General features: G+C 64.4%; 30 protein-coding genes and 1 pseudogene. 28 read left to right on the top strand and 3 right to left on the bottom strand.

Annotated features, from left to right (window positions below):
* The first annotated feature begins 2 nt into the window (after window positions 1-2).
* A complete protein-coding gene (mftG, locus tag VEI45_RS05335; RefSeq protein WP_324850873.1) occupies window positions 3-1,448 on the top strand; it encodes a mycofactocin system GMC family oxidoreductase MftG in 1,446 nt (481 codons plus the stop codon).
* 753 nt (window positions 1,449-2,201) lie between these two features.
* A complete protein-coding gene (locus tag VEI45_RS05330; protein ID WP_324850871.1) occupies window positions 2,202-2,798 on the top strand; it encodes a helix-turn-helix domain-containing protein in 597 nt (198 codons plus the stop codon).
* On the opposite strand, the gene VEI45_RS05325 is transcribed toward VEI45_RS05330, so the two are convergent.
* Complete coding sequence (locus VEI45_RS05325; RefSeq protein ID WP_324850836.1) at window positions 2,779-4,029, bottom strand: cytochrome P450; 1,251 nt, start codon at window positions 4,027-4,029, stop codon at window positions 2,779-2,781. The two genes, VEI45_RS05330 and VEI45_RS05325, sit on opposite strands and share 20 nt — an antisense overlap.
* Before the next feature lie 109 nt (window positions 4,030-4,138).
* Between VEI45_RS05325 and VEI45_RS05320 the strand changes: the two genes are divergently transcribed.
* The 17 genes and pseudogenes from VEI45_RS05320 (at window position 4,139) to VEI45_RS05240 (ending at window position 16,523) form a co-directional block, all read left to right on the top strand.
* Entirely contained in the window at window positions 4,139-5,776 is a 1,638-nt protein-coding gene (locus tag VEI45_RS05320) for a carboxylesterase/lipase family protein (RefSeq protein ID WP_324850834.1), read from the top strand.
* The gene (locus VEI45_RS05315; RefSeq protein ID WP_414687400.1) at window positions 5,773-5,976 is read left to right on the top strand and encodes a nuclear transport factor 2 family protein; all 204 of its coding nucleotides are present in this window, start codon (window positions 5,773-5,775) and stop codon (window positions 5,974-5,976) included. The genes VEI45_RS05320 and VEI45_RS05315 overlap by 4 nt, the downstream gene beginning before the upstream one ends.
* A gap of 405 nt (window positions 5,977-6,381) precedes the next feature.
* Complete coding sequence (gene rpsJ / locus VEI45_RS05310) at window positions 6,382-6,687, top strand: 30S ribosomal protein S10 (protein ID WP_003873519.1); 306 nt, start codon at window positions 6,382-6,384, stop codon at window positions 6,685-6,687.
* Between the two features lie 14 nt (window positions 6,688-6,701).
* On the top strand, window positions 6,702-7,355 hold the full coding sequence (gene rplC / locus VEI45_RS05305; protein ID WP_324850832.1) for a 50S ribosomal protein L3: 654 nt from the start codon (window positions 6,702-6,704) through the stop codon (window positions 7,353-7,355).
* Window positions 7,355-8,038 carry a 50S ribosomal protein L4 gene (rplD, locus tag VEI45_RS05300; RefSeq protein WP_324850830.1) on the top strand — a complete coding sequence of 228 codons (684 nt, stop codon included), beginning with the start codon at window positions 7,355-7,357 and terminating at the stop codon, window positions 8,036-8,038. The genes rplC and rplD overlap by 1 nt, the downstream gene beginning before the upstream one ends.
* A complete protein-coding gene (gene rplW, locus VEI45_RS05295; RefSeq protein WP_083130152.1) occupies window positions 8,038-8,340 on the top strand; it encodes a 50S ribosomal protein L23 in 303 nt (100 codons plus the stop codon). Before rplD ends, rplW begins: the two co-directional genes overlap by 1 nt.
* A 25-nt stretch (window positions 8,341-8,365) precedes the next feature.
* Window positions 8,366-9,208 carry a 50S ribosomal protein L2 gene (gene rplB, locus VEI45_RS05290; RefSeq protein WP_324850827.1) on the top strand — a complete coding sequence of 281 codons (843 nt, stop codon included), beginning with the start codon at window positions 8,366-8,368 and terminating at the stop codon, window positions 9,206-9,208.
* 9 nt (window positions 9,209-9,217) lie between these two features.
* Window positions 9,218-9,499 carry a 30S ribosomal protein S19 gene (gene rpsS / locus VEI45_RS05285; protein WP_324850825.1) on the top strand — a complete coding sequence of 94 codons (282 nt, stop codon included), beginning with the start codon at window positions 9,218-9,220 and terminating at the stop codon, window positions 9,497-9,499.
* Window positions 9,496-10,233, top strand: coding sequence for a 50S ribosomal protein L22 (gene rplV / locus VEI45_RS05280; protein ID WP_324850823.1), 738 nt, complete (start codon window positions 9,496-9,498; stop codon window positions 10,231-10,233). Before rpsS ends, rplV begins: the two co-directional genes overlap by 4 nt.
* A complete protein-coding gene (gene rpsC, locus VEI45_RS05275; RefSeq protein ID WP_324850821.1) occupies window positions 10,233-11,078 on the top strand; it encodes a 30S ribosomal protein S3 in 846 nt (281 codons plus the stop codon). Before rplV ends, rpsC begins: the two co-directional genes overlap by 1 nt.
* Before the next feature lie 3 nt (window positions 11,079-11,081).
* Window positions 11,082-11,498: a 50S ribosomal protein L16 gene (gene rplP / locus VEI45_RS05270; RefSeq protein ID WP_324850818.1), complete on the top strand. Its 417-nt coding sequence runs from the start codon at window positions 11,082-11,084 to the stop codon at window positions 11,496-11,498.
* Window positions 11,498-11,740: a 50S ribosomal protein L29 gene (gene rpmC / locus VEI45_RS05265; protein WP_324850816.1), complete on the top strand. Its 243-nt coding sequence runs from the start codon at window positions 11,498-11,500 to the stop codon at window positions 11,738-11,740. The genes rplP and rpmC overlap by 1 nt, the downstream gene beginning before the upstream one ends.
* Window positions 11,740-12,129, top strand: coding sequence for a 30S ribosomal protein S17 (gene rpsQ / locus VEI45_RS05260; RefSeq protein WP_324850814.1), 390 nt, complete (start codon window positions 11,740-11,742; stop codon window positions 12,127-12,129). The genes rpmC and rpsQ overlap by 1 nt, the downstream gene beginning before the upstream one ends.
* Window positions 12,130-12,172: 43 nt before the next feature.
* Window positions 12,173-12,366 (top strand): annotated as a pseudogene (locus VEI45_RS05255) (WXG100 family type VII secretion target); the annotation flags it as partial.
* Between the two features lie 204 nt (window positions 12,367-12,570).
* Window positions 12,571-14,922: an arylsulfatase gene (locus VEI45_RS05250; RefSeq protein WP_324850812.1), complete on the top strand. Its 2,352-nt coding sequence runs from the start codon at window positions 12,571-12,573 to the stop codon at window positions 14,920-14,922.
* Complete coding sequence (locus VEI45_RS05245) at window positions 14,915-15,628, top strand: hypothetical protein (protein WP_324850810.1); 714 nt, start codon at window positions 14,915-14,917, stop codon at window positions 15,626-15,628. Before VEI45_RS05250 ends, VEI45_RS05245 begins: the two co-directional genes overlap by 8 nt.
* Window positions 15,629-15,632: 4 nt before the next feature.
* Window positions 15,633-16,523, top strand: a complete 891-nt coding sequence (locus VEI45_RS05240; protein ID WP_324850808.1) for a formylglycine-generating enzyme family protein — start codon at window positions 15,633-15,635, stop codon at window positions 16,521-16,523.
* On the opposite strand, the gene pstS is transcribed toward VEI45_RS05240, so the two are convergent.
* Entirely contained in the window at window positions 16,516-17,616 is a 1,101-nt protein-coding gene (pstS, locus tag VEI45_RS05235; protein ID WP_324850870.1) for a phosphate ABC transporter substrate-binding protein PstS, read from the bottom strand. The genes VEI45_RS05240 and pstS overlap by 8 nt on opposite strands.
* 282 nt (window positions 17,617-17,898) lie before the next feature.
* Here pstS and VEI45_RS05230 point away from each other — a divergent pair, with 282 nt between their 5' ends.
* Window positions 17,899-18,816, top strand: a complete 918-nt coding sequence (locus VEI45_RS05230) for a DUF4436 domain-containing protein (RefSeq protein ID WP_324850806.1) — start codon at window positions 17,899-17,901, stop codon at window positions 18,814-18,816.
* A 12-nt stretch (window positions 18,817-18,828) separates the two neighbouring features.
* Here VEI45_RS05230 and VEI45_RS05225 read toward each other — a convergent pair whose 3' ends face one another.
* Window positions 18,829-19,815, bottom strand: a complete 987-nt coding sequence (locus tag VEI45_RS05225; protein WP_324850804.1) for a hypothetical protein — start codon at window positions 19,813-19,815, stop codon at window positions 18,829-18,831.
* 305 nt (window positions 19,816-20,120) lie between these two features.
* On the opposite strand from VEI45_RS05225, the gene VEI45_RS05220 reads away from it, so the two are divergent.
* The 8 genes from VEI45_RS05220 to rplF all read left to right on the top strand — a co-directional run.
* On the top strand, window positions 20,121-21,644 hold the full coding sequence (locus VEI45_RS05220; protein ID WP_324850803.1) for an HNH endonuclease signature motif containing protein: 1,524 nt from the start codon (window positions 20,121-20,123) through the stop codon (window positions 21,642-21,644).
* A 35-nt stretch (window positions 21,645-21,679) separates the two neighbouring features.
* Window positions 21,680-22,246: a DinB family protein gene (locus VEI45_RS05215; RefSeq protein WP_324850801.1), complete on the top strand. Its 567-nt coding sequence runs from the start codon at window positions 21,680-21,682 to the stop codon at window positions 22,244-22,246.
* Between the two features lie 201 nt (window positions 22,247-22,447).
* Window positions 22,448-22,816 carry a 50S ribosomal protein L14 gene (rplN, locus tag VEI45_RS05210; protein ID WP_324850799.1) on the top strand — a complete coding sequence of 123 codons (369 nt, stop codon included), beginning with the start codon at window positions 22,448-22,450 and terminating at the stop codon, window positions 22,814-22,816.
* Entirely contained in the window at window positions 22,817-23,140 is a 324-nt protein-coding gene (rplX, locus tag VEI45_RS05205; RefSeq protein WP_324850797.1) for a 50S ribosomal protein L24, read from the top strand.
* On the top strand, window positions 23,137-23,700 hold the full coding sequence (gene rplE / locus VEI45_RS05200) for a 50S ribosomal protein L5 (protein WP_324850795.1): 564 nt from the start codon (window positions 23,137-23,139) through the stop codon (window positions 23,698-23,700). The genes rplX and rplE overlap by 4 nt, the downstream gene beginning before the upstream one ends.
* 4 nt (window positions 23,701-23,704) lie before the next feature.
* The gene (locus VEI45_RS05195) at window positions 23,705-23,890 is read left to right on the top strand and encodes a type Z 30S ribosomal protein S14 (protein ID WP_324850793.1); all 186 of its coding nucleotides are present in this window, start codon (window positions 23,705-23,707) and stop codon (window positions 23,888-23,890) included.
* A gap of 90 nt (window positions 23,891-23,980) precedes the next feature.
* A complete protein-coding gene (gene rpsH, locus VEI45_RS05190) occupies window positions 23,981-24,379 on the top strand; it encodes a 30S ribosomal protein S8 (RefSeq protein WP_324850791.1) in 399 nt (132 codons plus the stop codon).
* A gap of 23 nt (window positions 24,380-24,402) precedes the next feature.
* Window positions 24,403-24,845, top strand: a 443-nt coding sequence (gene rplF / locus VEI45_RS05185) for a 50S ribosomal protein L6 (RefSeq protein ID WP_324850789.1), incomplete at its 3' end; no start/stop codon positions are given.

Genomic DNA, 24,845 nt, shown 5'->3' with positions numbered 1-24,845 from the left:
TCCTGACTGCAGCTGCGCTGCACAGCGATGTGCTGATCATCGGTGCGGGAAGCGCGGGATCTGTTGTGGCGGAACGACTTTCCGCGGACCCGGACTGTAGCGTGACGGTGGTCGAGGCGGGTGTGGGCGTCGGGGATCCGGCAGTGCGGGCACAGATCGCGAATGGCTTACAGCTGCCGATCGGCGCGGCCAGTCCGCTGGCGCACCGCTATGTGACCACGCTTACCGAGCAGTGGGTGCGGCGGGCGCATATCGTGCGGGGGGCCGTGGTGGGCGGGTCCGGCGCGGTCAACGGCGGTTACTTCTGCCGCGGGTTGCCGCGCGACTTCGACGGCATCGGTCTGCCGGGCTGGTCCTGGTCTGATGTGCTCGGGCATTTCCAGGCGATCGAAACCGACCTCGACTTTCGCAACCGACTGCACGGCGATCGAGGTCCCATCCCGGTGCGTCGTACTGATGAAATAGGCGGCAATACAGCGTATTTCGTTGAAGGTGCGCTACGCGCTGGATATCCATGGATCGCCGACCTGAACGGAGAAGCAACCGCAGCGGGTAGTCCGTCCGGGATCGGCGCGGTACCGCTCAATATCGTCGACGGTGTGCGGACGGGGCCGGGAGCCGCCTTTCTGGAACCTGCCCTGGCACGACCCAACCTGACCTTGCTCGCGGCAACGCGGGTGTTACGGGTGCGAATCAGCGAGGGCCGGGCTGTCGGCGTGGATGCGATAGCTGCCCGAGGGCCGTTGTCGCTGAATGCGGATCGTATCGTGTTGTCCGCCGGTGCGATTGAGTCGGCGCACCTGCTCATGCTGTCGGGTGTGGGCGACGCATCGGATCTGCGCCGCGCGGGGATATCCGTGCAGGTCTCGCTGCCTGTTGGCAAGCGGTTCGCCGATCATCCCGAATGGGTGATGCGGACGGACTGGGTGGTAGCCCCGAACCGCCCGGTACTCGAGGTGGTGTTAAGCACCGTCGACGATCTCGAGATCCGTCCCTACACCGGCGGGTTCGTAGCGATGGTCGGCGACGGCACACCGGGTCATCCCGACTGGCCGCATATCGGGGTGGCGTTGATGCAACCACGGTCCCGTGGCTGCATTACCGTGGTTTCCGCCGATCCCCGGGTTCCTCCGCATATCGAGCATCGTTACGACTGCGATCCCCATGACATCGCGTCATTGCAACGCGGCAGCGAGTTGGTCCGCGAATTAGTCGGCTCGACAACAAAAATCGGTCGCCCCGCCTGGTCGACCTCACAGCACCTGTGTGCGACCGCGCGGATGGGCGACGACTCCGATCAGTACGCGGTGGTCGACTCACGCTGCCGCGTGCGCGGCATCGACGGCCTATGGGTGATCGACGGATCGGTCCTGCCGGCGATTACCAGCCGCGGCCCGCACGCCAGCATCGTGATGCTCGGCCACCGGGCGGCGGAGTTCGTCGGCTGACCTCAGCCGGGACGTGATTCGTCGGACCGGTCGCAGCTGCCGGCCGTCGCGGCCCGGTACCCAGACGCCGATCACCAGTGCGGCGACGGCAATGATCAGTCCCAGGACCAGCAGCGACGATTCCATCGCCCGCAGGAATGCGGTTTGGCTGAGTTCGGCAAGTTGTCCCCCTTGCGGGCCAAGCGTTTTGGAGATCTCCAAGGCCTGAGCCAGCGAATGGGAGGCCGGCGCGCGCAGCGGACCGGGGAAGGCTGTCAGATGCGGTGTGAGGACGTCGGCATATCGCGCCGCGAGGATAGACCTGCTTCTCGTCGGGCACTGCCGTCATGATCGCTAACGTGCTTGGTGCCGTGCAGAATCCGATGCCGGTGCTCATCACCAGCAGCGGCCACATCATCTCCCGGTACGGCGAGTCGATCTGCAGGACCCGCATCCACAGGAACCCGGCCGAGATGAGTAGCAGGCCGACACACACCACCAGTCGCAGACCCATCCGCGGCAGATACCACGGCGACAGCACGGATAGCGTCAGCATGGGCGCCATCAGGGGTTCGAACCGAGCCGGGCAGCCGCTTCAGTACGCTGGTCAGGTCGGATGAAGGTATCGACCATAGCGATGCGTCTCCCTTTCGGCGACGAGTTATTTTCGAGACTAACAGTCTTGTAGGTAGACGGACAGTCTTGTTCTCAAACAAGGAGGTGGTCTACATCACCGATAAGACCGATCCACGGCCAGCGCGTTCTCGGGCTCGGTTGCTAGAAGCCGCCACCGCGCTGCTTCGCTCAGGTGGTCCTAGCGCGGTGACCGTTGATGCGGTCACGCGCGGCGCCAATGTAGCCCGCGCTACCCTGTATCGCCACTTCCCGAGCGGAAACGATTTATTGGCAGCGGCATTCAACAGCCTGATACCGCCCGCCCCGATGCCTTCCGATACTGGCCCGCTGCGCGACCGGCTCATCGCGGTGGTGCTGGCATTCGGACAGTCGATCGCCGAGGCCGCGGGCATGCTGACCGCGATGAGTTGGCTGGCGCTGGGGCGGGACTTGGAACAGTTGCCCGAATCTCGTCACACCCGCACTGCCGACAGCCCGGCGATCAGCACACTGCGGGAACGTATCGCCGACCAGTACGCCGCGCCGTTCGATGCCATTTTCGATAGCCCTGAGGCAGCCGAGTTGGGCGAGATCGACCGTTCCCGAGCGATCGCCCTGCTGATCGGGCCGGTGGTGCTGGGCCGGTTGTCCACCCTTCCCGATTTCGACTACCGCGAATGCGCGCGAGCCGCCGTGGACGGCTTCCTGCATGTGCAGCGCACGCAGAACCAGTCGCTCAACGAAGCTCGTAACTAATCGGCAGGTGCTTGAGACCGCCGACGAACGTCGTGGCGATCAGCTCCGGGTTTCCGGTCAGCTCGATGGATTTCAGCCGCGGAAGCAGCTCGGTGAAGAAACTGTTTACCTCCATGCGCGCCAATGCGGCGCCCAAGCAGAAGTGCACGCCGTAACCGAATGCCAAGTGTTTGTTCGGATCACGGCCGACGTCGAAGCGGAACGGATCGTCGAACACGTCTTCGTCACGGTTGGCTGATACGTAGGACAGATACACCGCCTCGCCCTTGGCGATTGGAACCCCGCGCACCGTGGTGTCTGCGGTGGCGGTCCGCATGAATTCCTTGACCGGTGTCACCCAGCGGATCATTTCCTCCGTGGCCAGTGGCATCAAATCGAGATTGTCGGACAAGCGCTTTCGCTGATCCGGGTTCTCGATGAGAGCGTGCAGACCTCCGGCGATCGTTGCGCTGGTGGTGTCATGGCCCGCGGTGGCGACGATGACGTAGTAGGACGCGGTATCGACGTCGGAGAGCGGCTCGCCGTCGATGCGGGCGTTGGCGATCGCCGACGCCAGGTCGTCGGTCGGCCGCTCGCGGCGGGACGCGGTGAGTGCGTTGAAGTAGCCGAAGAACTCAAGCAGAACCTGGAGTTGCTCTTCGAGGGTGCTGCCGCGCTTGAACTCCTCGTCGTCGCCGCCGAACAGTTCCTGGGTCAGCGTGAGCATGCGCGGAAAGTCCGATTCGGGCAGGCCCAGTAACGACATGATCACGTAGAGCGGGTAATTGACCGCGACCTCCTGGGCGAAGTCGCACTCGTTGCCCGCGGCCATCATTTTGTCGACATGAATCTTGGCCAGTTCATCGACGCGGATCTTCAGCGCCCGCATCGCCTTGGGGCGAAACCAGTCCGCGCCGATCGCCCGCACCACCCGATGCTGCGGGTCGTCCATGTGGATCAGCGTGCGCAGTCCCATTCCGGCTTCCAGCTGGGCGCGCGCCATATCGTCGGCGTCAGCGGTGGCCAGCAGCGGCCGTGGCTCATTGATGAAGAGGTCATTGGCGCGCTCGATCTCCATGACGTCGGCGTGTTTGGTGATCGCCCAGAACGGCCGGTAGGGCGGGCAGTCGACCAGCGACACTGGTGCGTGGGCGCGCAGATGGGTCAGCGCTGCATGCAACCGCGGCTCGTCGGCATAGGATGTCGGATCGGCGAATACCTCCGCAGCCTCGTCAATGATTGGTGTGCTCATCGGCCTTCTCATCTGTTTGCATCGACTTTTGACGGGTGTCAGGTTCTCCAGTCTCCGTGATCCGCGATCACCTGGGAGCGGTTTTCGTCGATCCGTAGGCTGGGGTTTCATGCCGATCCGAACACGTCGTTCCCGACGCGCCGGGGCCGTCTTGTTGACGGCACTGCTGGCGGCGGCCTGCGCGCGTGGCGGCGGCATAACGTCGCACAAGTCCGAGCCCGCCTATGCCGGCCCGTTGGATGCCGGCGTTGTGCGCACCTCGATGGGCGTGGTGCGCGGTATGGTCGCTGCGGATTACCGTCTGTTTCAAGGCATTCCGTATGCGGCACCGCCAGAGGGACCGTTTCGGTGGCAGCCACCACGGCCGGCGGCGAAGTGGTCGGGGATGTTGGATGCCAGCAAACCGGGGCCGCAGTGCATGCAGGACACCGGCCCCGACCCGCACGTCGGCAAGCCGACCAGCGAAAATTGCCTCACCCTCAACGTGTGGACCCCGCCGCGCGGACGAGGCAACGAGAAGCGCCCGGTGATGGTGTGGATCCACGGTGGGGGCTTCGTCAACGGCAGCAGCGACATCTATCACTCGCGGTCGCTGGCCGCCAAGGGCCACATCGTCGTCGTCACGATCAACTACCGGCTGGGCGCGCTGGGATTTCTTGCGCACCCCGCGCTCGGACCGCCGGACAGCGTCGGAAACTACGGGCTGGCCGACCAGCAGGCCGCGCTGCGCTGGGTCCGCGCCCACATCGCCGATTTCGGCGGCGATCCGCACAAAGTGACGATCGCCGGCGAATCCGCGGGCGGCATGTCGGTATGTGATCACCTGGTGGCGCCCGGGTCCGCGGGACTGTTCCGCGCGGCAATCATCCAAAGCGCGCCATGTCAGGCGCAGGCCGACTTGGCAACCGGGCAGCGCCACAGCGTGGATTACGCGGCGGCAGCGGGTTGCCGCAATCCCGCTAGCACCGCGGCATGTCTGCGCGCGCTGCCGGCGACCGCGCTCGACCGGCCGCCCTGGTACTCCTTCATCGGGGACTCCGACGCGCTCTCCGGTCCAGTTACCGGGACAACTTTGTTGCCGGACGGGCCGGTCGCAGCGTTCGCCGCCGGACGGGCGGCCCGGGTTCCCGTGCTGATCGGCGTTAACCATGACGAGTTCACCATGTTCGCGGCGCTGCGGTACATAAAGTTGGGTCGGGGCGTGCGGCCCGCGGAGTACCCAGACTTGCTCGCGGACATTTTCGGTGCCGACGGGGCCGCGGTGGTGGCGCACTATCCGCTTGATCACTACGGCGGGGACGCGTCGCTGGCCTACTCGGCCGCGGTCACTGACGGCGTCTTCGCTTGCGCCACCGACCGATTGGCCGACTCGCTGAGTCAACGGGCACCGGTATACAGCTACGAGTTCGACGATCCTCACGCACCGGCACCGGATTCGCTGCGGCCCGCTCCATTTCACGTTGGCGCAAGCCACTCGTTGGAGCTGCGCTACCTGTTCAACGTCGGCGTCGCACCGCGGCTGGATCCCGGACAGCGGATGCTGTCCGATCAGATGATCAGCTACTGGACCCATTTCGTCGCCAACGGCGCACCGAAGGCCAAGGGCCAGCCGGGCTGGCCGGCCAAAGGTGGCGATCCCGACCACAATTTCTGGATGTCGTTGCGTCCTGGCGGCAGCGGGGTCATCACCAACTTTGAGGAAGCACACCAGTGCCTGTTCTGGGCATCGCTGAAGGGCAGGTCGTGAGCACGCCAGAGCCGGACAGCTTCACCGAAGATTGGTTGACCGCCTGGAACCACCATGACGTCGACGCGATGCTCACTCATTTCCACGACGACGTCGTCTTCACCTCACCGGTTGCGGCTCGGGCGATGCCGGGCTCCGAAGGAGTGGTGCGCGGCAAGGCCGCCCCGCCGCATATGTGCTGGTCGGGCCTGTCGCGCTGACATATCTTACTCTGGAGTAAGGAGAGGCCGTGCGGCCCTGCGCCGCCTAGGCGCTGCTCGCGGTCAGGCGGCGCAACAGCCCGACTAGTCGTCGAGCCGAGGGGATTTGGCCGATACCAGGATCTAGGGCATACTGTTCAGGTTGCCTTGCGCCGGGTTTAGGCCTGGTCGGGCATACGACCGGCGCCCGAACGGGCGCGTCCGGTCCCATCCTTGGAACGCGACGAATTTCGATCGCGGACCAGGCTGCGTGCGGGCGACACACCCGAGCGCGGGGGCCGGTGGACCACGACAGGTAAACAGCGGCGCAATATCCGGGCGCACAGCGAGATCGGCCAGATCGATTCGGGCGATCGGCGCCCAACGGAACACGGGTCCGGACACTGGAAGTGAGGTAGGAGAAGCGTGGCGGGACAGAAGATCCGCATCAGGCTCAAGGCCTACGACCACGAGGCCATTGACGCCTCGGCGCGCAAAATCGTCGAGACGGTTGTCCGGACCGGCGCCAGCGTGGTGGGTCCGGTGCCGCTGCCCACTGAGAAGAACGTGTATTGCGTGATTCGCTCTCCGCATAAGTACAAGGACTCGCGGGAGCACTTCGAAATGCGCACCCACAAGCGGCTGATCGACATCCTCGACCCGACACCGAAGACCGTTGACGCGCTGATGCGCATCGATCTGCCTGCCAGCGTCGACGTCAACATCCAGTAGGAGATCTGCGAGCAATGGCGAGAAAGGGCATTCTGGGCACCAAGCTGGGTATGACGCAGGTGTTCGACGAGAACAACCGCGTTGTGCCGGTGACGGTGGTCAAAGCCGGGCCGAACGTGGTGACCCGAATCCGTACACCCGAACGTGACGGATATAGCGCGGTGCAGTTGGCCTACGGCGAAATCAGTCCTCGTAAGGTCAACAAGCCGCTGGGCGGTCAGTACGCCGCCGCCGGTGTCAACCCGCGTCGGCACCTGGCCGAGTTGCGTCTCGATGATGCCGAGGCGGCAGGCGATTACCAGGTGGGCCAGGAGCTGACGGCCGAGATCTTCTCTGCCGGAACTTATGTCGACGTGACCGGCACCTCGAAAGGTAAGGGTTTCGCCGGAACCATGAAGCGGCACGGCTTCCACGGGCAGGGCGCCAGCCACGGCGCTCAGGCGGTGCACCGCCGTCCCGGTTCCATCGGAGGTTGCGCCACTCCAGCGCGGGTGTTCAAGGGCACTCGGATGGCCGGCCGGATGGGTAACGACCGGGTTACCACGCAGAACCTGTTGGTACACAAGGTCGATGCCGAGAACGGAGTGCTGCTGATCAAGGGTGCCGTGCCCGGCCGCACGGGTGGACTCGTCATGGTCCGAAGCGCGATCAAACGAGGTGAGAACTAATGGCTGCCCAGAAGGCCGAGCAGGCTCGGAAAGCGCTGAAGATCGACGTCAAGACACCGGCCGGCAAGACCGAAGGCTCGGTTGAGCTGCCTGCCGAGCTGTTCGACGCGCCCGCGAATATCGCGTTGATGCACCAGGTGGTGACTGCGCAACGGGCCGCGGCCCGGCAGGGCACGCACTCGACCAAGACCCGCGGTGAGGTTCGCGGCGGTGGCCGAAAGCCGTACCGGCAGAAGGGCACTGGTCGTGCCCGACAGGGCTCGACGCGCGCTCCGCAGTTCACCGGCGGTGGCGTCGTGCACGGTCCTACGCCCCGCGACTACAGCCAGCGGACTCCGAAGAAGATGATCGCCGCCGCGCTGCGCGGCGCCTTGTCGGACCGGGCCCGCAATGGTCGCATCCACGCGGTCACCGAGTTGGTGTCGGGCCAGACTCCGTCCACCAAGAGCGCCAAGGTTTTTCTGGGTACGTTGACCGACCGCAAGCAGGTACTGGTGGTCATCGGACGGAGCGACGAGACCGGAGCCAAGAGCGTGCGCAACCTGCCTGGTGTGCACATCCTGACACCGGACCAGCTCAACACCTACGACGTGCTGCGCGCCGACGACGTGGTGTTTTCCGTCGAGGCGCTCAACGCCTACATCACTGCCAACACCAAGTCGGCTGAGGAGGTTTCGGCCTGATGGCGACCGTGACGGACCCCCGCGACATCATCCTGGCCCCGGTCATCTCCGAGAAGTCCTATGGCCTGATCGACGACAACGTATACACGTTCCTGGTGCACCCCGACTCGAACAAGACGCAGATCAAGATCGCGATCGAGAAGATCTTTTCGGTCAAGGTGGCGGCGGTGAACACCGCGAACCGCCAGGGCAAGCGCAAGCGGACCAGGACCGGATACGGCAAGCGGAAGAGCACCAAGCGCGCCATCGTGACGCTGGCGCCCGGCAGCAAGCCGATCGACCTGTTCGGAGCACCGGCGTAGCCGAGGATAGAGAGACTTAACAGACATGGGAATTCGCAAGTACAAGCCGACGACTCCGGGTCGCCGCGGTGCCAGCGTCTCCGATTTCGCCGAAATCACTCGCTCCACTCCGGAGAAGTCGTTGGTTCGCCCCCTGCACGGTCGTGGTGGACGCAACGCGCACGGCCGGATCACCACTCGTCACCAGGGTGGCGGGCACAAGCGTGCCTACCGGGTGATTGACTTTCGCCGCAACGACAAGGACGGCGTCAACGCGAAGGTCGCGCATATCGAATACGACCCCAACCGCACCGCGAACATCGCGCTGCTGCACTACCTGGACGGTGAGAAGCGTTACATTATTGCGCCGCATGGACTTTCGCAGGGCGACGTGGTCGAGTCTGGCGCCAACGCCGATATCAAGCCGGGTAATAACCTGCCGCTGCGCAATATTCCGGCCGGTACCTTGGTCCACGCTGTGGAGCTGCGGCCGGGTGGGGGAGCCAAGCTTGCTCGCTCGGCCGGTTCGAGCATCCAATTGCTCGGCAAGGAAGGAAGTTACGCCTCATTGCGCATGCCCAGCGGTGAGATCCGTCGCGTCGACGTACGCTGCCGCGCCACCGTCGGCGAGGTCGGCAATGCCGAGCAGGCCAACATCAACTGGGGTAAGGCCGGGCGGATGCGCTGGAAGGGCAAGCGCCCGTCGGTGCGTGGTGTGGTGATGAACCCGGTGGACCACCCGCACGGTGGTGGTGAGGGCAAGACCTCCGGTGGTCGTCACCCGGTCAGCCCGTGGGGCAAGCCTGAGGGGCGTACTCGCAGGAGCCACAAGACCAGCGACAAGCTCATCGTCCGACGCCGGCGCACCGGCAAGAAACACTCGCGCTAGGAGCAGCCGATGCCACGCAGCCTGAAAAAGGGTCCGTTCGTCGACGGCCATCTGTTGAAGAAGGTCGACGTGCAGAACGAGAAGAACACCAAGCAGGTCATCAAGACCTGGTCGCGACGGTCGACCATCATTCCCGACTTCATCGGTCACACGTTCGCAGTCCACGACGGCCGCAAGCACGTACCGGTTTTCATCACCGAGGCGATGGTGGGCCACAAGCTGGGTGAGTTCGCGCCGACACGCACCTTCAAGGGACACATCAAGGACGACCGGAAGGCCAAGCGGCGATGAGCGCCCCCACTGAATTTCCTTCTGCGGTAGCCAAGGCACGGTTCGTGCGGGTATCGCCGACCAAGGCGCGCCGGGTGATCGACTTGGTGCGCGGCAAGTCGGTGTCGGAGGCGCTGGACATTCTGCGCTGGGCACCGCAGGCGGCCAGCCTGCCGGTGGCCAAGGTCATCGCGAGTGCCGCGGCGAACGCCCAGAACAACAACGGCTTGGACCCGGCGACGCTGGTGGTGGCCTCGGTCTGCGCCGACGACGGTCCGACCGCCAAGCGGATCCGTCCGCGCGCCCAGGGCCGCGCTTTCCGGATTCGCCGGCGCACCAGCCACATCACCGTGGTGGTGGAAAGCCGGCCGACCAGGGATGCGCGGGGCTCGCAATCCGCGAGCGCTGCCCGCGCGCGCCGCGCGCAGGCCAGTAAGGCCGCCGCGGCGAAGGCGCCGGCCAAGAAGGCTGTTGCTGTGAAGGTGCCGGCCAAGAAGGCAACTGCTGAGAAGGTGCCGGCCAAGAAAGCGCCCGCTGTGAAGGCGCCGGCCAAGAAGGCTGTTGCTGTGAAGGTGCCGGCCAAGAAGGCTGTTGCTGTGAAGGCGCCGGCCAAGAAGGCTGTTGCTGTGAAGGTGCCGGCCAAGAAGGCTGTTGCTGAGAAGGTGCCGGCCAAGAAGGCGCCCGCAAAGAAGACATCCGCCGCGAAGTCCACTGGGACTGAAACGACTTCGGAAGCGAAGGGAGGCTCGCAGTAGTGGGCCAGAAGATCAATCCGCACGGATTCCGCCTCGGTATCACGACCGACTGGAAGTCCCGGTGGTATGCGGACAAGCAGTACGCGGAGTACGTCAAGGAGGACGTGGCGATCCGTCGGCTGCTGTCCAGCGGCTTGGAACGCGCGGGGATTGCCGACGTGGAGATCGAGCGCACCCGGGACCGAGTTCGGGTGGATATCCACACCGCCCGGCCGGGGATCGTCATCGGCCGCCGCGGCACCGAGGCCGACCGCATCCGCGCGGATCTGGAGAAGTTGACCGGCAAGCAGGTCCAGCTCAACATCCTCGAAGTGAAAAACCCCGAGTCGCAAGCCCAGTTGGTGGCACAGGGCGTCGCAGAGCAGTTGAGCAACCGTGTGGCGTTTCGGCGCGCGATGCGCAAGGCTATCCAGTCGGCCATGCGTCAGCCCAACGTCAAGGGCATCCGGGTGCAGTGCTCGGGCCGCCTCGGCGGCGCGGAAATGAGCCGCTCGGAGTTCTACCGCGAAGGCCGGGTTCCGCTGCACACGTTGCGCGCTGACATCGACTACGGCCTGTACGAAGCCAAGACCACCTTCGGCCGTATCGGCGTGAAGGTGTGGATCTACAAGGGCGACATCGTTGGTGGCAAGCGCGAACTGGTCGCTCCTTCTGCTGCCGGCGCCGAACGTCCCCGTCGCGAGCGGCCGTCGGGCACCCGTCCGCGCCGCAGCGGCGCCGCGGGCACGACGGCGACCAGCACCGAGGCCGGACGCGCCGCCTCGGGTGCCGAGGAGGCTTCGACCTCACCGGCCGCTCCGACGGCTGACGAGCCGGCCCTCGAGACGCAGATTACGGAGAGCTGAACCATGTTGATTCCCCGCAAGGTCAAGCATCGTAAGCAGCACCATCCGCGGCAACGCGGGATCGCCAGCGGCGGCACCCAGGTGAGTTTCGGCGACTACGGCATCCAGGCATTGGAGCATGCCTACATCACCAACCGGCAGATCGAGGCAGCGCGCATCGCCATCAACCGGCACATCAAGCGTGGCGGCAAGGTGTGGATCAACATCTTCCCGGATCGCCCGCTGACCAAGAAGCCGGCGGAGACCCGAATGGGCTCGGGTAAGGGCTCCCCCGAGTGGTGGGTGGCCAACGTCAAGCCGGGTCGCGTTCTCTTCGAGCTCAGCTACCCGAATGAATCGATCGCCCGGGCCGCGTTGACCCGAGCAATTCACAAGCTGCCGATCAAGGCACGCATCATTACCCGAGAGGACCAGTTCTGATGGCAGTGGGAATTTCGCCTGGCGAACTGCGCGAGCTCACCGACGAGGAGCTGATCGAGCGGCTGCGCGAGTCCAAGGAAGAGCTGTTCAACCTGCGTTTCCAGATGGCGACCGGCCAGCTCAGCAACAATCGTCGACTCCGCACGGTGCGCCAGGAGATTGCGCGCATCTACACCGTGCTACGTGAGCGTGAACTCGGCCTGGCATCGGGCCCCGATGGTGCACGGAGTGAGGAATCGTAATGGCAGAGGCGAAAACCCCCGCGAAGGCCGCCAAGGCCCCGGCTAAGGCTCCGGCCAAGGCTGCTGCAAAAGCCGCCGCCACCAAAGAGACTGCGGGCAACGCCAAGGGCCCCAAGCACACACCGCGCACCACGAAGCCGCGCGGTCAGCGTAAGACCCGTATCGGTTACGTGGTGAGCGACAAGATGCAGAAAACCATCGTCGTCGAGCTGGAAGACCGTGTGCGTCACCCGCTGTATGGCAAGATCATCCGGACCACCAAGAAGGTCAAGGCGCACGACGAGAACGGCATCGCCGGCATCGGCGACCGTGTCTCGCTGATGGAGACTCGTCCGCTCTCGGCAACCAAGCGCTGGCGGCTTGTCGGCATCCTCGAGAAGGCCAAGTAAACGGCACGCAAATCACGCAGTCCGCGAGTAGGAGACGTCGCGGTACGCGGGGTCGAGTCGGCGCACGGCGAAGATGAACGTCAGCGAGCAGGCCGCGCTGCAGGCAGGCTGGCAGGGGGACACCGGGCTGAGCTACCAGGCCTGGCAGCCCAGTGGAATCAGGCCGCCGAGCAATTGGTGTTGGCCTACCGCGCGATCGCGGGAACGCGCCAGAACAACCCCACAGGCTCTTGGTAGCGGCGGTTGATCGACTCGATCGTTATCTCGAGCTCGCCTGGTTTCGCGGGTCTTGGCTCGGGTTGGGACGTCGACGGCAACTAAACTATCGAACTGCGACGTGTTTTCACAGTTGACCATTCATCAGCCCGGTGTTGGCCGACGGCTCGGGAGAGCGGTGTAATCTGCGAGGCCCGGGAGTCCACGACGAGAGTGAGGCCGACGATGACGACCGATTTCAACGGCAAGATCGAACTGGATATCCGTGATTCCGAGCCGGACTGGGGCCCATACGCCGCATCGACTGCGCCGGAGAACTCGCCGAACGTCCTCTACCTGGTCTGGGATGACACCGGCATCGCGACTTGGGACTGCTTCGGCGGCCTGGTCGAGATGCCGGCGATGACGCGCATCGCCGAGCGGGGCATCCGGCTGTCGCAATTCCACACCACGGCACTGTGTTCACCGACCAGGGCGTCATTGCTGACCGGTCGCAACGCCACCACCGTGGGTATGGCCACCATCGAAGAATTCACCGACGGTTTTCCCAACTGCAACGGTCGGATTCCGGCCGACACCGCATTGCTCTCCGAGGCGCTCAACGAACGCGGCTACAACACCTACTGCGTCGGCAAGTGGCACCTGACGCCGCTGGAAGAAGCGAACATGGCGTCGACCAAGCGGCACTGGCCGACATCCCGCGGCTTTGAACGCTTCTACGGATTCCTGGGCGGCGAGACCGATCAGTGGTACCCCGACCTGGTTTACGACAACCACCCGGTCAACCCTCCCGGTACACCCGAGGACGGCTACCACCTGTCGAAGGACATCGCCGACAAGACCATTGAATTCATCCGCGACGCCAAGGTGATTGCGCCGGACAAGCCGTGGTTCAGCTACGTGTGCCCCGGCGCCGGACACGCCCCACATCATGTCTTCAAAGAATGGGCCGACAAGTACGCCGGCAAGTTCGACATGGGCTATGAGCGCTACCGCGAGGTGGTGCTGGAAAAGCAGAAGGCGATGGGAATCGTTCCACCGGACACCGAATTGTCGCCCATCAACCCGTATCTCGACGTCAAAGGACCGAACGGTGAGCCCTGGCCGTTGCAGGACACGGTGCGGCCGTGGGACTCGCTCTCCGACGAGGAGAAGAAGCTGTTCACCCGACTGGCCGAGGTGTTCGCCGGCTTCCTGAGCTACACCGATGCCCAAATCGGCCGCATCCTGGACTATCTCGAGGAATCAGGCCAACTGGACAACACGATCATCGTGGTGATCTCCGACAACGGCGCCAGCGGTGAGGGTGGTCCGAACGGATCGGTCAACGAGGGCAAGTTCTTCAACGGCTACATCGACACCGTCGAAGAGAGCATGAAGTTATTCGACCACCTCGGCGGACCGGAGACCTACAACCACTACCCGATCGGGTGGGCGATGGCCTTCAACACGCCCTATAAGCTGTACAAGCGCTACGCCTCGCATGAGGGCGGTATCGCGGACACGGCGATCGTATCGTGGCCCAACGGCATTGCGGCGCACGGCGAGGTCCGCGACAACTACGTCAACGTCTGCGACATCACCCCGACGGTCTACGACTTGCTGGGCATGACACCGCCGGACACTGTCAAAGGGATTGCGCAGAAACCACTGGACGGATTGAGTTTCAAAGCAGCCCTTGCGGATTCGGCTGTCGATACCGGCAAGCACACCCAGTTCTACACGATGCTGGGAACCCGCGGGATCTGGCATCGGGGCTGGTTCGCCAACACCGTGCATGCGGCCACGCCCGCGGGCTGGTCGCATTTCGACGCCGATCGCTGGGAGCTGTTTCACATCGAGGCGGACCGCAGCCAGTGCCATGACCTGGCCACCGAAAACCCCGACAAGCTTGAAGAACTCAAGGCGTTGTGGTTTTCCGAGGCCGACAAGTACAACGGTCTGCCGCTGGCGGATCTAAACCTGATGGAAACGCTGACCAGGTTCCGGCCCTACCTGGTCGGCGAACGGTCCAGCTACATCTACTATCCCGACTGCGCGGACGTCGGCGTCGGTGCGGCCGCCGAAATCCGCGGGCGTTCCTTCGCCGTGCTGGGCGATGTGACGGTGGATACCACCGGCGCTGAGGGGGTGCTATTCAAGCAGGGCGGCGCCCATGGCGGTCACGTGCTCTTCATCCAGGACGGACGGCTGCATTATGTCTACAACTTCCTCGGTGAGCGCCAGCAGCTGGTTTCCTCGTCGGGTGCGGTGCCGTTGGGCAGACATCTGCTCGGCGTTAGCTATTCACGCACCGGGACCGTCTCGAACAGCCATACCCCGCTCGGTGACGCCACGCTGTTCATCGACGACGATGTGGTCGGCACGCTGGCGGACGTGCAATCCCACCCTGGAACGTTCGGACTGGCGGGGGCGGGAGTCACCGTCGGGCGCAATGGCGGTTCGGCAGTGTCCAGCCGCTACAAAGCGCCGTTCGCGTTCACCGGCGGCACCATCGCCCAAGTCACTGTCGACCTAACCGGGCGGCCCTACCAAGACTTGGAAAAGGAACTGGCGCTGGCTTTTTCACGTGACTGACATCCCGTCGAGGTCTATCTGGCCGATCTCTGGGGCGGCGTGGCTGGTGGCGCTCACGCTGCTTTCCGGGTGCGTCAGAGCCACCGAAGGCAACGCTGTCCGGGCCGGTGCGCCGGCAGCCTCCACGAACGCTAACTCACCGGCGACGCAGCAGCCCACAACGAGCCGCAGTACATCGGTGCCCGGGATCGAGGAAACGCAGCCGGACCACATCCCACCCAACGCCTTCGCCTGCTTTCCGGCGCCGACCGGCATCGGCATCGGCACCGTCGCTCAGGTCTCCGACCCGGCCGCGCCGCGACTCACCGTGACGGTGCCCGACGGCTGGACTTCCGAACCCGGACAAGGTGATGTGGCGTTGACGCTCAGCGGACCCGACGCTATGACCGGGACGGTGACTATCGCCGCGACAACGCTCGACCCTGCCGCGGCCTTCGCCGACTACACCGCCATGCTGCGGCGCTCGAAGCCCGACTTAAAAGTGGACGCGGAAGGCGCCAAGTTCTGCGGATACAGCAGCCAGAAGCTGATCGGCGCATTTCTCGGGCCGCCGGGCACGCTCGATTTCGCCGACCGCATCACCCACATCTGGACCAACACCAACAAATACCTGGTCACCATTCACCTGGAAGGGCCGGCCGATGCGCCCGGATTCGACGCGGCGAAAACCGCGTTGATGCAAGACTTCGCGGTGGTCATACCCTGAACGTATGCCCACCGAGCTGATCGAACTGCCGTCTGGGTCATTCCGGATGGGGTCGACGAGCTTTTACCCCGAGGAAGCGCCGATCCACACGGTGACTGTGGGCGCCTTCGCGGTGGAGCGGTATCCGGTGACCAATGCTCAGTTCGCCGAATTCGTCTCCGCGACAGGGTATGTGACGGTCGCCGAGCAACCGATAGACCCGGCGCTTTACCCCGGAGTTGACCCCGGCGAGCTGCGCGCGGGCGCAATGGTATTCCGCCCGACAGCAGGGCCGGTCGATCTACGCGACTGGCGGCAATGGTGGGTCTGGATGCCGGATGCGAGCTGGCGGCACCCGTTCGGACCGGACAGCGACATTGCAGACCGGGCCGATCACCCGGTCGTGCAGGTGGCCTACCCCGATGCTGCGGCATACGCGCGCTGGGCCCGGCGGCGGCTGCCGACCGAGGCCGAGTGGGAGTACGCGGCTCGCGGTGGAGCCGTCACGACGTATGCGTGGGGCGATGAGGAGAAGCCCGCCGGTGAATTGATGGCCAACACTTGGCAAGGCAGGTTTCCCTACCGCAACGACGGTGCGCTTGGCTGGGTCGGAACGTCGCCGGTGGGTTCGTTCCCGCCGAACGAGTTCGGCCTTTTCGACATGATCGGCAATGTCTGGGAATGGACGACCACCGAATTCTCGGCCCATCACCGGCTGAATCAGCCGCCGAAGGCCTGTTGTGCGCCGTCCCGGCCCGCCGACCCGACCATCGCGCAGACGCTCAAGGGCGGCTCGCACCTGTGCGCACCCGAGTACTGCCACCGATATCGGCCAGCGGCCCGGTCACCGCAGTCGCAGGATACTGCCACCACCCACATCGGGTTCCGATGTGTGAGCGATCTGGTTGCTAGCTGATGGCGTCGACCGCGCTGGAGACTTTCGATTGAAAGTCGGGCGGCAGCGGGATATAGCCGTGCTTGTCCAGGTCGATCTGGCCGGGGCCTAGCGTCGCCTGCATGGCCGCTTTGACCGCCTGGCCGACCGCGGGGTCGGGATACTTGGAGCAGACGATCTCGTAAGTGGCCATGACGATCGGGTAGACGTCTTCCTGGCTGGGGTTGTAGAACGACGAGAGGTCGAGCACCAGGTCGTTGCCTTTGCCGATGAACTTGGCACCGGTGATGGTCTTGCCGACCGAGTCGGTGCCAATGCGTACCGGGCGTCGGGACTTGCGGCTCGCCGGGGTTTTGATCTCTGCGGCGTAAAGTCCCTCATCCATCGCGAATGACAACTCGTTGTAGGTGATCGCGCCCTCGGTGTTCTTCACCATCGCCGAGGTGCCATCGTTGCCTTTGGCGCCGGTGCCGACGCCGCCTTCGAACTCCTTGCCCGTGCCCTGGGTCCACGCCCCGCTAGACGCGGCCTGCAGGTAGGCCTGGAAGTTGGCGGTGCTGCCGGATTTATCGCTGCGATAGATGACCTTGATGTCCTCTGAAGGCATCGATGAGTTGAGCGCGGTGATGGCCGGGTCGTCCCAGCGCGTGATGTTGCCGTTGAAGATCCCGGCCAGCGTGGAGGCGTCGAGCACCAAAAAGTCGACGTTGTAGAGGTTGTAGGTAATAGCCAGCGGGCCGAAGACCACGGGCAGGTCCCAGGCGTCGGCGCCGCCGCATCGCTGCTTGGCGGTGGTGTGTTGCTCGTCGGACAGCGGAGTGTCCGATCCGGCGAAATCGGTCTTGGCGGTCAGGAAGTCGCTGATTCCGTTGCCCGAGCCGTTAGGCGTGTAGTCGAGTGTGTGCCCGGGGCAGGCCTTGCCGTACGCGCTGATGAACCCTTTCATCGCGTTGGCTTGCGCGGTCGAGCCGCTGGCGGTGATGGCCGCCTTGCCGCCGCAGGTCACGACCTCGCTGGCGTAGGCCATGCTGGTATGGGGAACCTCGCATCCCGACAGCACGATGGCACCCGCAGCCAGCAAACTCGCGGCGGCCAGTAATCGCTTGTGCTTCATGTTGATTGCCTCACCCCGGAACGTCGACACACGTTGAGAATCGCAGCTATTGAAATGCCCATGCAAACAAATATCAGATTAACTTGTATAGGCTCGTACCGCGCTGGGTCGCGACGCGAAAGTGCAGATCTGGTGCTGATCTTGAACTGCACGTTACCGCGAAATGGACAGCGGGTGACCGAATCTTTCGGTCCCGAGAAGCATCGTATTTCACCGCGCGGTCAGTACGCGTGTTCGTTAACCTGACTCCGTGTCGCCCCGACAAGCCGGGTTCCGCCAGCAATGACCGTCGAATCTCCGGCGACAGCGCCGCCGTCGCCGCCGGCGGACGAGCGGCAGAGACCGCGCACCGCAATCGGTGTGGCCATCCTGGTGGTTGTCATCGCCGCCTACGGCCTATCGCTGCTCGGTGTCCACCTGCTACAGAAATCCGAGGGCCCGCTCCCGCCACTGGACCTAAGCCAGGCCGGGCCCGATGAAACCGTTGTGCAGTTACGCCTCGAAGAGCTGAAACCCACGACGAACCGCCTCACCGTGAATGTGCTCATCTATCCGGGCGAGTCGCTGGAAGACAAACGCTTCGAGGAGCTGAAAACCGACATCGCGGTGCGGCTGTATCCACCGAATGACCTGGGGGACCTGCAATTCCCGAAAGGAAAAGCGCCGGCGCAAGTCAGCACCACGATCCAGGCGCACGGCGATCCCGGCAACTGGCCATTCGACTCGTACCGCACCGAGCCACAGTCGGCCGATGTGTTCGTCGGGACTGGCGCCGACCGCAAACGGATACCCGCTATCGTCGAGGTGACCGGAGCGCTGGACGGCTGGGACGCCAGCGTCAAGCGCAGCACCGACACCAGCGAAACCGGAAGCCATAACAACAACAGCGCGCTCATCACCCTGCACAGGGCCAAGGGCCCGCTGATCTTCGACCTGGGCATCATTTTGGTCTTGATCAGCCTGCCTACCTTGGCGCTGTTGGTGGCCATTCCGATGGCATTGGGCCGGCGGAAGTTCGTGCCGCCGTTCGCCACCTGGTATGCCGCGAACCTGTTCGCCATCGTTCCGCTGCGCAACATCCTCCCCGGCGCCCCACCGCCCGGTTCCATGATCGACCAAGCACTCGTGCAGTGGGTGCTGCTCGCGTTGGCGACGGCGATGGCCTTGTACATCTTCGCCTGGGTCCGGCAAGGGGACTGAAGCCCGCCGAGGTCACGAGCCGTGGCAGGTGAGCGCAACCCGCGCTATCACGCTGTCGGAGTTCAACAGGTTCGTCTCTACGTCGCCGTAGAAGTAGCTGTGGTCGAGGCTCCAATTCGCGGTCTGCACGACGGTCGCATAAACCGGTTTGTGCCCAATTGCCTGCGCGTTGTCTCCCGCGTTGAAGTCGCTGAGGCGCTGCGGATTTGACCCGTCGGCGGTCATCGTCCACCAGTCGGTGCCGTGCGACGAGTTGCCAGTATTGGACATCCACAGCACCTGCCCGTCGGGCGTGTAGCGGGGATGTTCGTTGTAGCTGTCGTCTCGGGTGAGTCGTGTGATTACACCGGAATTGAGGTCGAGGCGGTAGATCTGGTTGTGCCAGAAGTTGTGGTTCTCGAAGTCGCTGGTGAACACCAGCGACGAGGAATCTGCTGAGAAGCCGCCGCTTTCGTTCATTGCATCGCCGGGGGGCGAGACGGTGCGGATGTCAGACAGCGACGGTGTGCCGTCTCGGTTGACGTTGAAGTCGGCCACCTTGATCACCCAGAATCCGGCAAACCGGTTCGGGCTCAGGACCTTCGGAGCCTTGGTGCGCTCGGTCCATTCCAGCAGCCGGCCGTCGGGCGAGAATTCCGGGATGATGGTGCCGTGGTCTTTGTCCGTCGGGACGTCGGTGAGCTGCCAGGCGTGTGAACCGTCGGCGCTGGCCACCCAAAGGTCCGAGTAGCTACCCCATCCCGGTGTCGCGGGCACCGAGTTGCCCGGGTGGTCAGACTTTTCGGCGACAAACACGATGAACTTGCCCGACGGGCTCCACACCGGCGAGCCGGTGGTGCGCTGCGGGAAATTCGCTGTACCCAGTCCGAACTGCGCGGGGTTCGTGCCGTCCGGTTTGACCGTATAGATGTGGTAGCGGCCGTCGCTGCCCTTGGCGTTGTAGGCCAGCAAGCCGTTGGCCTTCGACCAGTCAGCGCCGAAGGCGTCCTTCTGGAACACCTGATAGCTGATCGGCGGGCCGCATCCGGGGCGCCCCGCGGGCCGTGAGGGCGCTGATCCAGAACCGTGGCCCGCGACCGGCATGCGGGCGCACGACGTGCAGAGCAGAGCGAACAGAACTGAAAGGACTAGCCAGGCACGCGGGCGAGTATGACTCGTCAAAATGGTGTCCAAGACAGGCTGCATCAAACGGATATTAGATTTTCGAAAGCGTATCTCTCCGGTCAGCTTGGACGTAGCAACCGGTCCCAGCTGCTCCACTGGCTGCGCGCTACTTGTCGGAGGGGCGTGGCACACTCGAACCCATGTTCGAATCAGCGGCGGGTTTGATGTCGCCATCGGAGGTGGTCGCCCGGTTTGATGAGTTGTTCGAACGGCACTATCCGTCGACCACGCCGGAGTCGGCTGCGCTGCTGGACCGCATCTGCGCGTCGTGGCGGGCGCAGAACCGGGCGGCGGCTGCGCAGCTGGCCACGATGGGCGAGTTGTTCGGCTATCGGCTGGCGCGCTGCTCCGATACCGAGGAGTGGGCCATCGACACCGAGGAGGCGGTGTGCGCTGAGGTGGCCGCGGCATTGCGGATCAGCCAGGCGCTGGCCAGCAGCCAGCTGCGCCATGCCCGGGCGATGCGGGAGCGGCTACCGGAGCTCGCGGAGGTCTTTAAAGCCGGCGATATCGACTCTCGGACATTCCAGACGATCGTGTATCGCACCGATTTGATCAACGACCGCGACGTGCTGGCCGCGGTGGATGCGCAGCTGGCTGCCAATGTTGTGCGCTGGCCGTCGATGACCAGGCGCCGGCTGGCTGGCCAGATCGACAAGGTCGTGGCCAAGGCCGACGCCGATGCTGTGCGGCAACGTAAGGAGCGCCACGCCGAACGAGAGGTTTGGTTCACAGATCTCGAGAGCGGCATCTCCGAAATCCACGGCAGTTTGCTCAGCCCTGATGCGCATGCTCTGGATAAGCGGTTGACGGCGCTGGCGGCCACGGTATGCGAACACGATCCCCGCAACCGCGAGCAGCGCCGCGCAGATGCGCTGGGGGCGCTGGCTGCGGGTGCGGATCGGCTGGCGTGCCGCTGTGGCCGAGCAGACTGCAGCGCCGGAAAGCGGCCTGCGGCCACGCCAGTGGTCATCCATGTCATCGCCGAACACGCCACCATCACCGCCGGCGACGCCGCGCCAGCATCCGAAGTGGGTGCTGATGGGCTCATTCCGCCGGAACTCGTCACCGAACTCGCGAAGTCGTCAAAACTGGTGCCGCTGGTTCACCCCGCCGACGCTCCACCGGAGCCCGGCTATGTGCCGTCGGCGGCGCTGGCGAACTTCGTGCGCTGCCGGGATCTGACCTGCCGCTGGCCCGGCTGCGATCGTCCGGCCCACGACTGCGACCTCGACCACACCATCCCCCACGCTGACGGCGGACCCACCCACGCCTCAAACCTCAAGTGCTACTGCCGTACTCACCATTTGGTCAAAACGTTCTGGGGGTGGCGTGACCAACAACTACCCGATGCAACAGTGATTTTGACCTCGCCGTCGGGGCAGACTTATGTCACCACTCCTGGCAGCGCGCTGCTGTTTCCCAGCCTGTGCCTCTCAACCGGCGGCATCCCAGCGCCCGAAGCCGACTCACCCGTCGACTATTGCAGTGACCGCACCGCGATGATGCCCAAGCGCCGCCGCACCCGCGCGCAAAACCGGGCCGACCGCATCGCCACCGAACGCCGACAAAACCGCCATGCCCGCACGACCCGCCAGACCGACCGCATCAGCTACCTCGGGCCGGCTCCACCCGAGACCGAGCACGACCCACCACCGTTCTGAGGCGTCGATACTTGGCCGCGTCGGAGAATATCCTTATGCCTACGTTGCGCCCGGAGAACCACGTCAAATCCGAGCAACTTCCGCCGCTGGCTTGCGAAGACCACACGTGCGCCGACTGCGCGCTGGCCTATGCAGAGATATCGATCGAAGACGCCGTCAGCGTCATTGTCGGCCTGCCTAGTGCGGTACGGGAGGCGGTCTCCGCCATTCCGGCTGAAGCGCGCCGAGTGCGACGAGGCCAGCAAGTCTGGTCGGTCGGCGAGTACCTTTGCCATCTTCGCGATGTCTACGTGGCCTTCACCATCCGACTGCACCGCATTCGCACCGAGGATCGGCCTGCAATGGAGCCGATGTTCAACGACCTCCGAGCGCGTCGATTCCGCTACAACGACTGCGATTTCGAAGCCACCTTGGGCGAACTCGCCGCAGCCGCAGCAGGTTTCTGTGAACAAGTCGCCTGCACCGAAGAAGGAGACTGGGACCGCATCGCCACGCGGCTGCCAGGCGAAGATCGCACAGCGCGTTGGCTAGTCCGTCAGGCGATGCACGAAGGTGTTCACCACCTCGGCGACATCCCCAGAATCGGCGGCATAAGCGGCTAGCTCAGGAATTTGGCTCTGAGCAGGTCTTCACCTAGACTCTAGGGGTTGCCGTGGGCAGACCTTGGTCGGCGTGCGCAAGCGTAACTAGTCGGCCCCGCGTGCCCTTCGGTGACGAAGACCATGCACGACAGGTCTGGTGGGCGTTGTCCGCCGGCCTGAGAGCGCGTGGGCCTGCATACGTGAACCAGGTCAGGAGATCTAGTGATTCAGCAGGAATCGCGGCTGAAGGTGGCCGACAACACCGGCGCCAAGGAGATCTTGTGCATCCGCGTACTCGGCGGCTCGTCGCGGCGGTACGCCGGTATCGGCGACGTCATCGTGGCGACCGTCAAAGACGCCATCCCTGGCGGCAACGTCAAACGCGGTGAGGTGGTGAAGGCCGTCGTGGTGCGTACCGTCAAGGAGCGCCGCCGCGCCGACGGCAGCTACATCAAGTTCGATGAGAACGCCGCCGTCATCATCAAACCCGACAACGACCCGCGTGGAACCCGCATTTTCGGGCCGGTCGGCCGCGAACTGCGGGAGAAGCGCTTCATGAAGATCGTCTCGCTGGCCCCGGAGGTGTTGTAGGTGAAGATCCACAAGGGTGACACCGTCCTGGTCATCTCGGGCAAGGACAAGGGCGCCAAGGGCAAGGTGCTGCAGGCCTACCCCACCCGCAACAAGGTGCTCGTCGAGGGCGTCAACCGGATTAAGAAGCACACCCCGATCTCGACCAACCAGCGCGGTTCGCGGTCGGGCGGGATCGTCACGCAGGAAGCCCCGATCCACGTCTCCAACGTGATGGTGGTCGACTCCGACGGCAAGCCCGCCCGGGTCGGCTATCGAGTCGACGAGGAGACTGGCAAGCGGGTCCGCATCTCCAAGCGCAACGGCAAGGACATCCAGGCATGACGACGGCAGAAAAAGTTCAGCCACGGCTCAAGGTGCGCTACCGCGACGAGATCCGGAATGCGCTCAATCAACAGTTCAAGTACGCCAACGTCATGCAGATCCCGAGCGTGGTGAAGGTTGTAGTCAACATGGGCGTCGGCGACGCCGCCCGTGACGCCAAGCTGATCAATGGCGCCGTCAACGACCTGGCGTTGATCACCGGGCAGCGGCCGGAGATCCGCAAAGCACGAAAGTCCATCGCGCAGTTCAAATTGCGCGAGGGCATGCCGATCGGCGCGCGGGTCACCCTGCGCGGCGACCGGATGTGGGAGTTCCTCGACCGGCTCACATCGATTGCGCTGCCGCGTATCCGCGACTTCCGCGGGCTCTCCCCCAAGCAGTTCGACGGCGCCGGCAACTACACCTTCGGGCTGGCTGAGCAGTCGGTATTCCACGAGATCGACGTGGACAAGATCGACCGGGTCCGTGGCATGGACATCACCGTCGTCACCTCAGCGACGACCGACGACGAAGGGCGAGCGCTGTTGCGGGCCCTCGGCTTTCCGTTCAAGGAGAACTGACCAGATGGCGAAAAAGGCACTGATCAACAAGAGTGCGCGCAAACCTAAGTTCAAGGTTCGCGCGTACACCCGCTGCAGTAAGTGCGGCCGCCCGCACGCGGTGTACCGCAAGTTCGGGCTATGCAGGATCTGCCTGCGCGAGATGGCGCACGCGGGTGAGTTGCCCGGTGTGCAGAAGAGCAGCTGGTAACACCGGCTACTACCCGACGAAACCAAACCGAGAACAGGTGCGCAGCAGGCCCGGACCGGGAACCACTGCGAGGAAGGCAACACCGCTGTCATGACGATGACGGATCCGATCGCAGACTTTTTGACACGTCTGCGCAACGCCAATTCGGCGTATCACGACGAGGTGAGTTTGCCGCACTCGAAGATCAAGGCCAACATCGCCCAGATCCTCAAGAGCGAGGGGTACATCAGCGACTTCCGGACCGAAGACGCTCGGGTCGGCAAGGCGCTGGTCATCCAGCTCAAGTACGGGCCGAGCCGGGAGCGCAGCATCGCCGGTTTGCGTCGGGTGTCCAAGCCGGGGTTGCGGGTGTACGCGAAATCCACCAATCTGCCGCGGGTGCTCGGCGGCCTGGGCGTGGCGATCATCTCGACGTCGTCGGGCCTGCTGACCGACCGTCAGGCAGCCAGACAGGGCGTGGGCGGCGAAGTCGTCGCGTACGTGTGGTAGTGGGAGAGGCAGCGTAAACAGAGATGTCGCGCATTGGTAAGCAGCCGGTACCGGTTCCCGCCGGAGTCGACGTAACGATCGAGGGTCAGAACGTCTCGGTGAAGGGACCCAAGGGCACCCTGAGTTTGACGGTCGCCGAGCCGATCACGGTGGCGCGCAACGAGGATGGCGCGATCGTGGTCACCCGTCCCGACGACGAGCGGCACAACCGCTCACTGCACGGGCTGTCGCGCACCCTGGTGTCCAACCTGGTCACCGGTGTGACACAGGGTTACACCACCAATATGGAAATCTTCGGTGTCGGTTACCGCGTGCAGCTCAAGGGTTCCAACCTGGAGTTCGCCCTGGGGTACAGCCACCCCGTCGTCGTCGAGGCCCCCGACGGCATCACGTTCGCCGTTCAGTCACCGACGAAGTTCACCGTCACCGGGATCGACAAACAGAAGGTCGGCCAGATCTCGGCGAA

This window comes from Mycobacterium sp. (assembly GCF_035623875.1).
Lineage (GTDB): Bacteria > Actinomycetota > Actinomycetes > Mycobacteriales > Mycobacteriaceae > Mycobacterium.
This window is presented reverse-complemented; position numbering and strand designations above follow the sequence as displayed.

Coding starts and splice junctions, on each gene's coding strand:
- VEI45_RS05325 (WP_324850836.1), bottom strand. CDS start 4,029: ATGAGCACACCAATCATTGACGAGGCTGCGGAGGTATTCGCCGATCCG.
- VEI45_RS05230 (WP_324850806.1), top strand. CDS start 17,899: ATGACCGTCGAATCTCCGGCGACAGCGCCGCCGTCGCCGCCGGCGGAC.
- VEI45_RS05195 (WP_324850793.1), top strand. CDS start 23,705: ATGGCGAAAAAGGCACTGATCAACAAGAGTGCGCGCAAACCTAAGTTC.
- rplP (WP_324850818.1), top strand. CDS start 11,082: ATGTTGATTCCCCGCAAGGTCAAGCATCGTAAGCAGCACCATCCGCGG.
- rplW (WP_083130152.1), top strand. CDS start 8,038: ATGGCGACCGTGACGGACCCCCGCGACATCATCCTGGCCCCGGTCATC.
- VEI45_RS05250 (WP_324850812.1), top strand. CDS start 12,571: ATGACGACCGATTTCAACGGCAAGATCGAACTGGATATCCGTGATTCC.
- rplD (WP_324850830.1), top strand. CDS start 7,355: ATGGCTGCCCAGAAGGCCGAGCAGGCTCGGAAAGCGCTGAAGATCGAC.
- rplB (WP_324850827.1), top strand. CDS start 8,366: ATGGGAATTCGCAAGTACAAGCCGACGACTCCGGGTCGCCGCGGTGCC.
- rpsQ (WP_324850814.1), top strand. CDS start 11,740: ATGGCAGAGGCGAAAACCCCCGCGAAGGCCGCCAAGGCCCCGGCTAAG.
- rpmC (WP_324850816.1), top strand. CDS start 11,498: ATGGCAGTGGGAATTTCGCCTGGCGAACTGCGCGAGCTCACCGACGAG.
- rplV (WP_324850823.1), top strand. CDS start 9,496: ATGAGCGCCCCCACTGAATTTCCTTCTGCGGTAGCCAAGGCACGGTTC.
- VEI45_RS05240 (WP_324850808.1), top strand. CDS start 15,633: ATGCCCACCGAGCTGATCGAACTGCCGTCTGGGTCATTCCGGATGGGG.
- VEI45_RS05215 (WP_324850801.1), top strand. CDS start 21,680: ATGCCTACGTTGCGCCCGGAGAACCACGTCAAATCCGAGCAACTTCCG.
- rpsS (WP_324850825.1), top strand. CDS start 9,218: ATGCCACGCAGCCTGAAAAAGGGTCCGTTCGTCGACGGCCATCTGTTG.
- rplE (WP_324850795.1), top strand. CDS start 23,137: ATGACGACGGCAGAAAAAGTTCAGCCACGGCTCAAGGTGCGCTACCGC.
- VEI45_RS05220 (WP_324850803.1), top strand. CDS start 20,121: ATGTTCGAATCAGCGGCGGGTTTGATGTCGCCATCGGAGGTGGTCGCC.
- VEI45_RS05320 (WP_324850834.1), top strand. CDS start 4,139: ATGCCGATCCGAACACGTCGTTCCCGACGCGCCGGGGCCGTCTTGTTG.
- pstS (WP_324850870.1), bottom strand. CDS start 17,616: ATGAAGCACAAGCGATTACTGGCCGCCGCGAGTTTGCTGGCTGCGGGT.
- rpsH (WP_324850791.1), top strand. CDS start 23,981: ATGACGATGACGGATCCGATCGCAGACTTTTTGACACGTCTGCGCAAC.
- rplC (WP_324850832.1), top strand. CDS start 6,702: ATGGCGAGAAAGGGCATTCTGGGCACCAAGCTGGGTATGACGCAGGTG.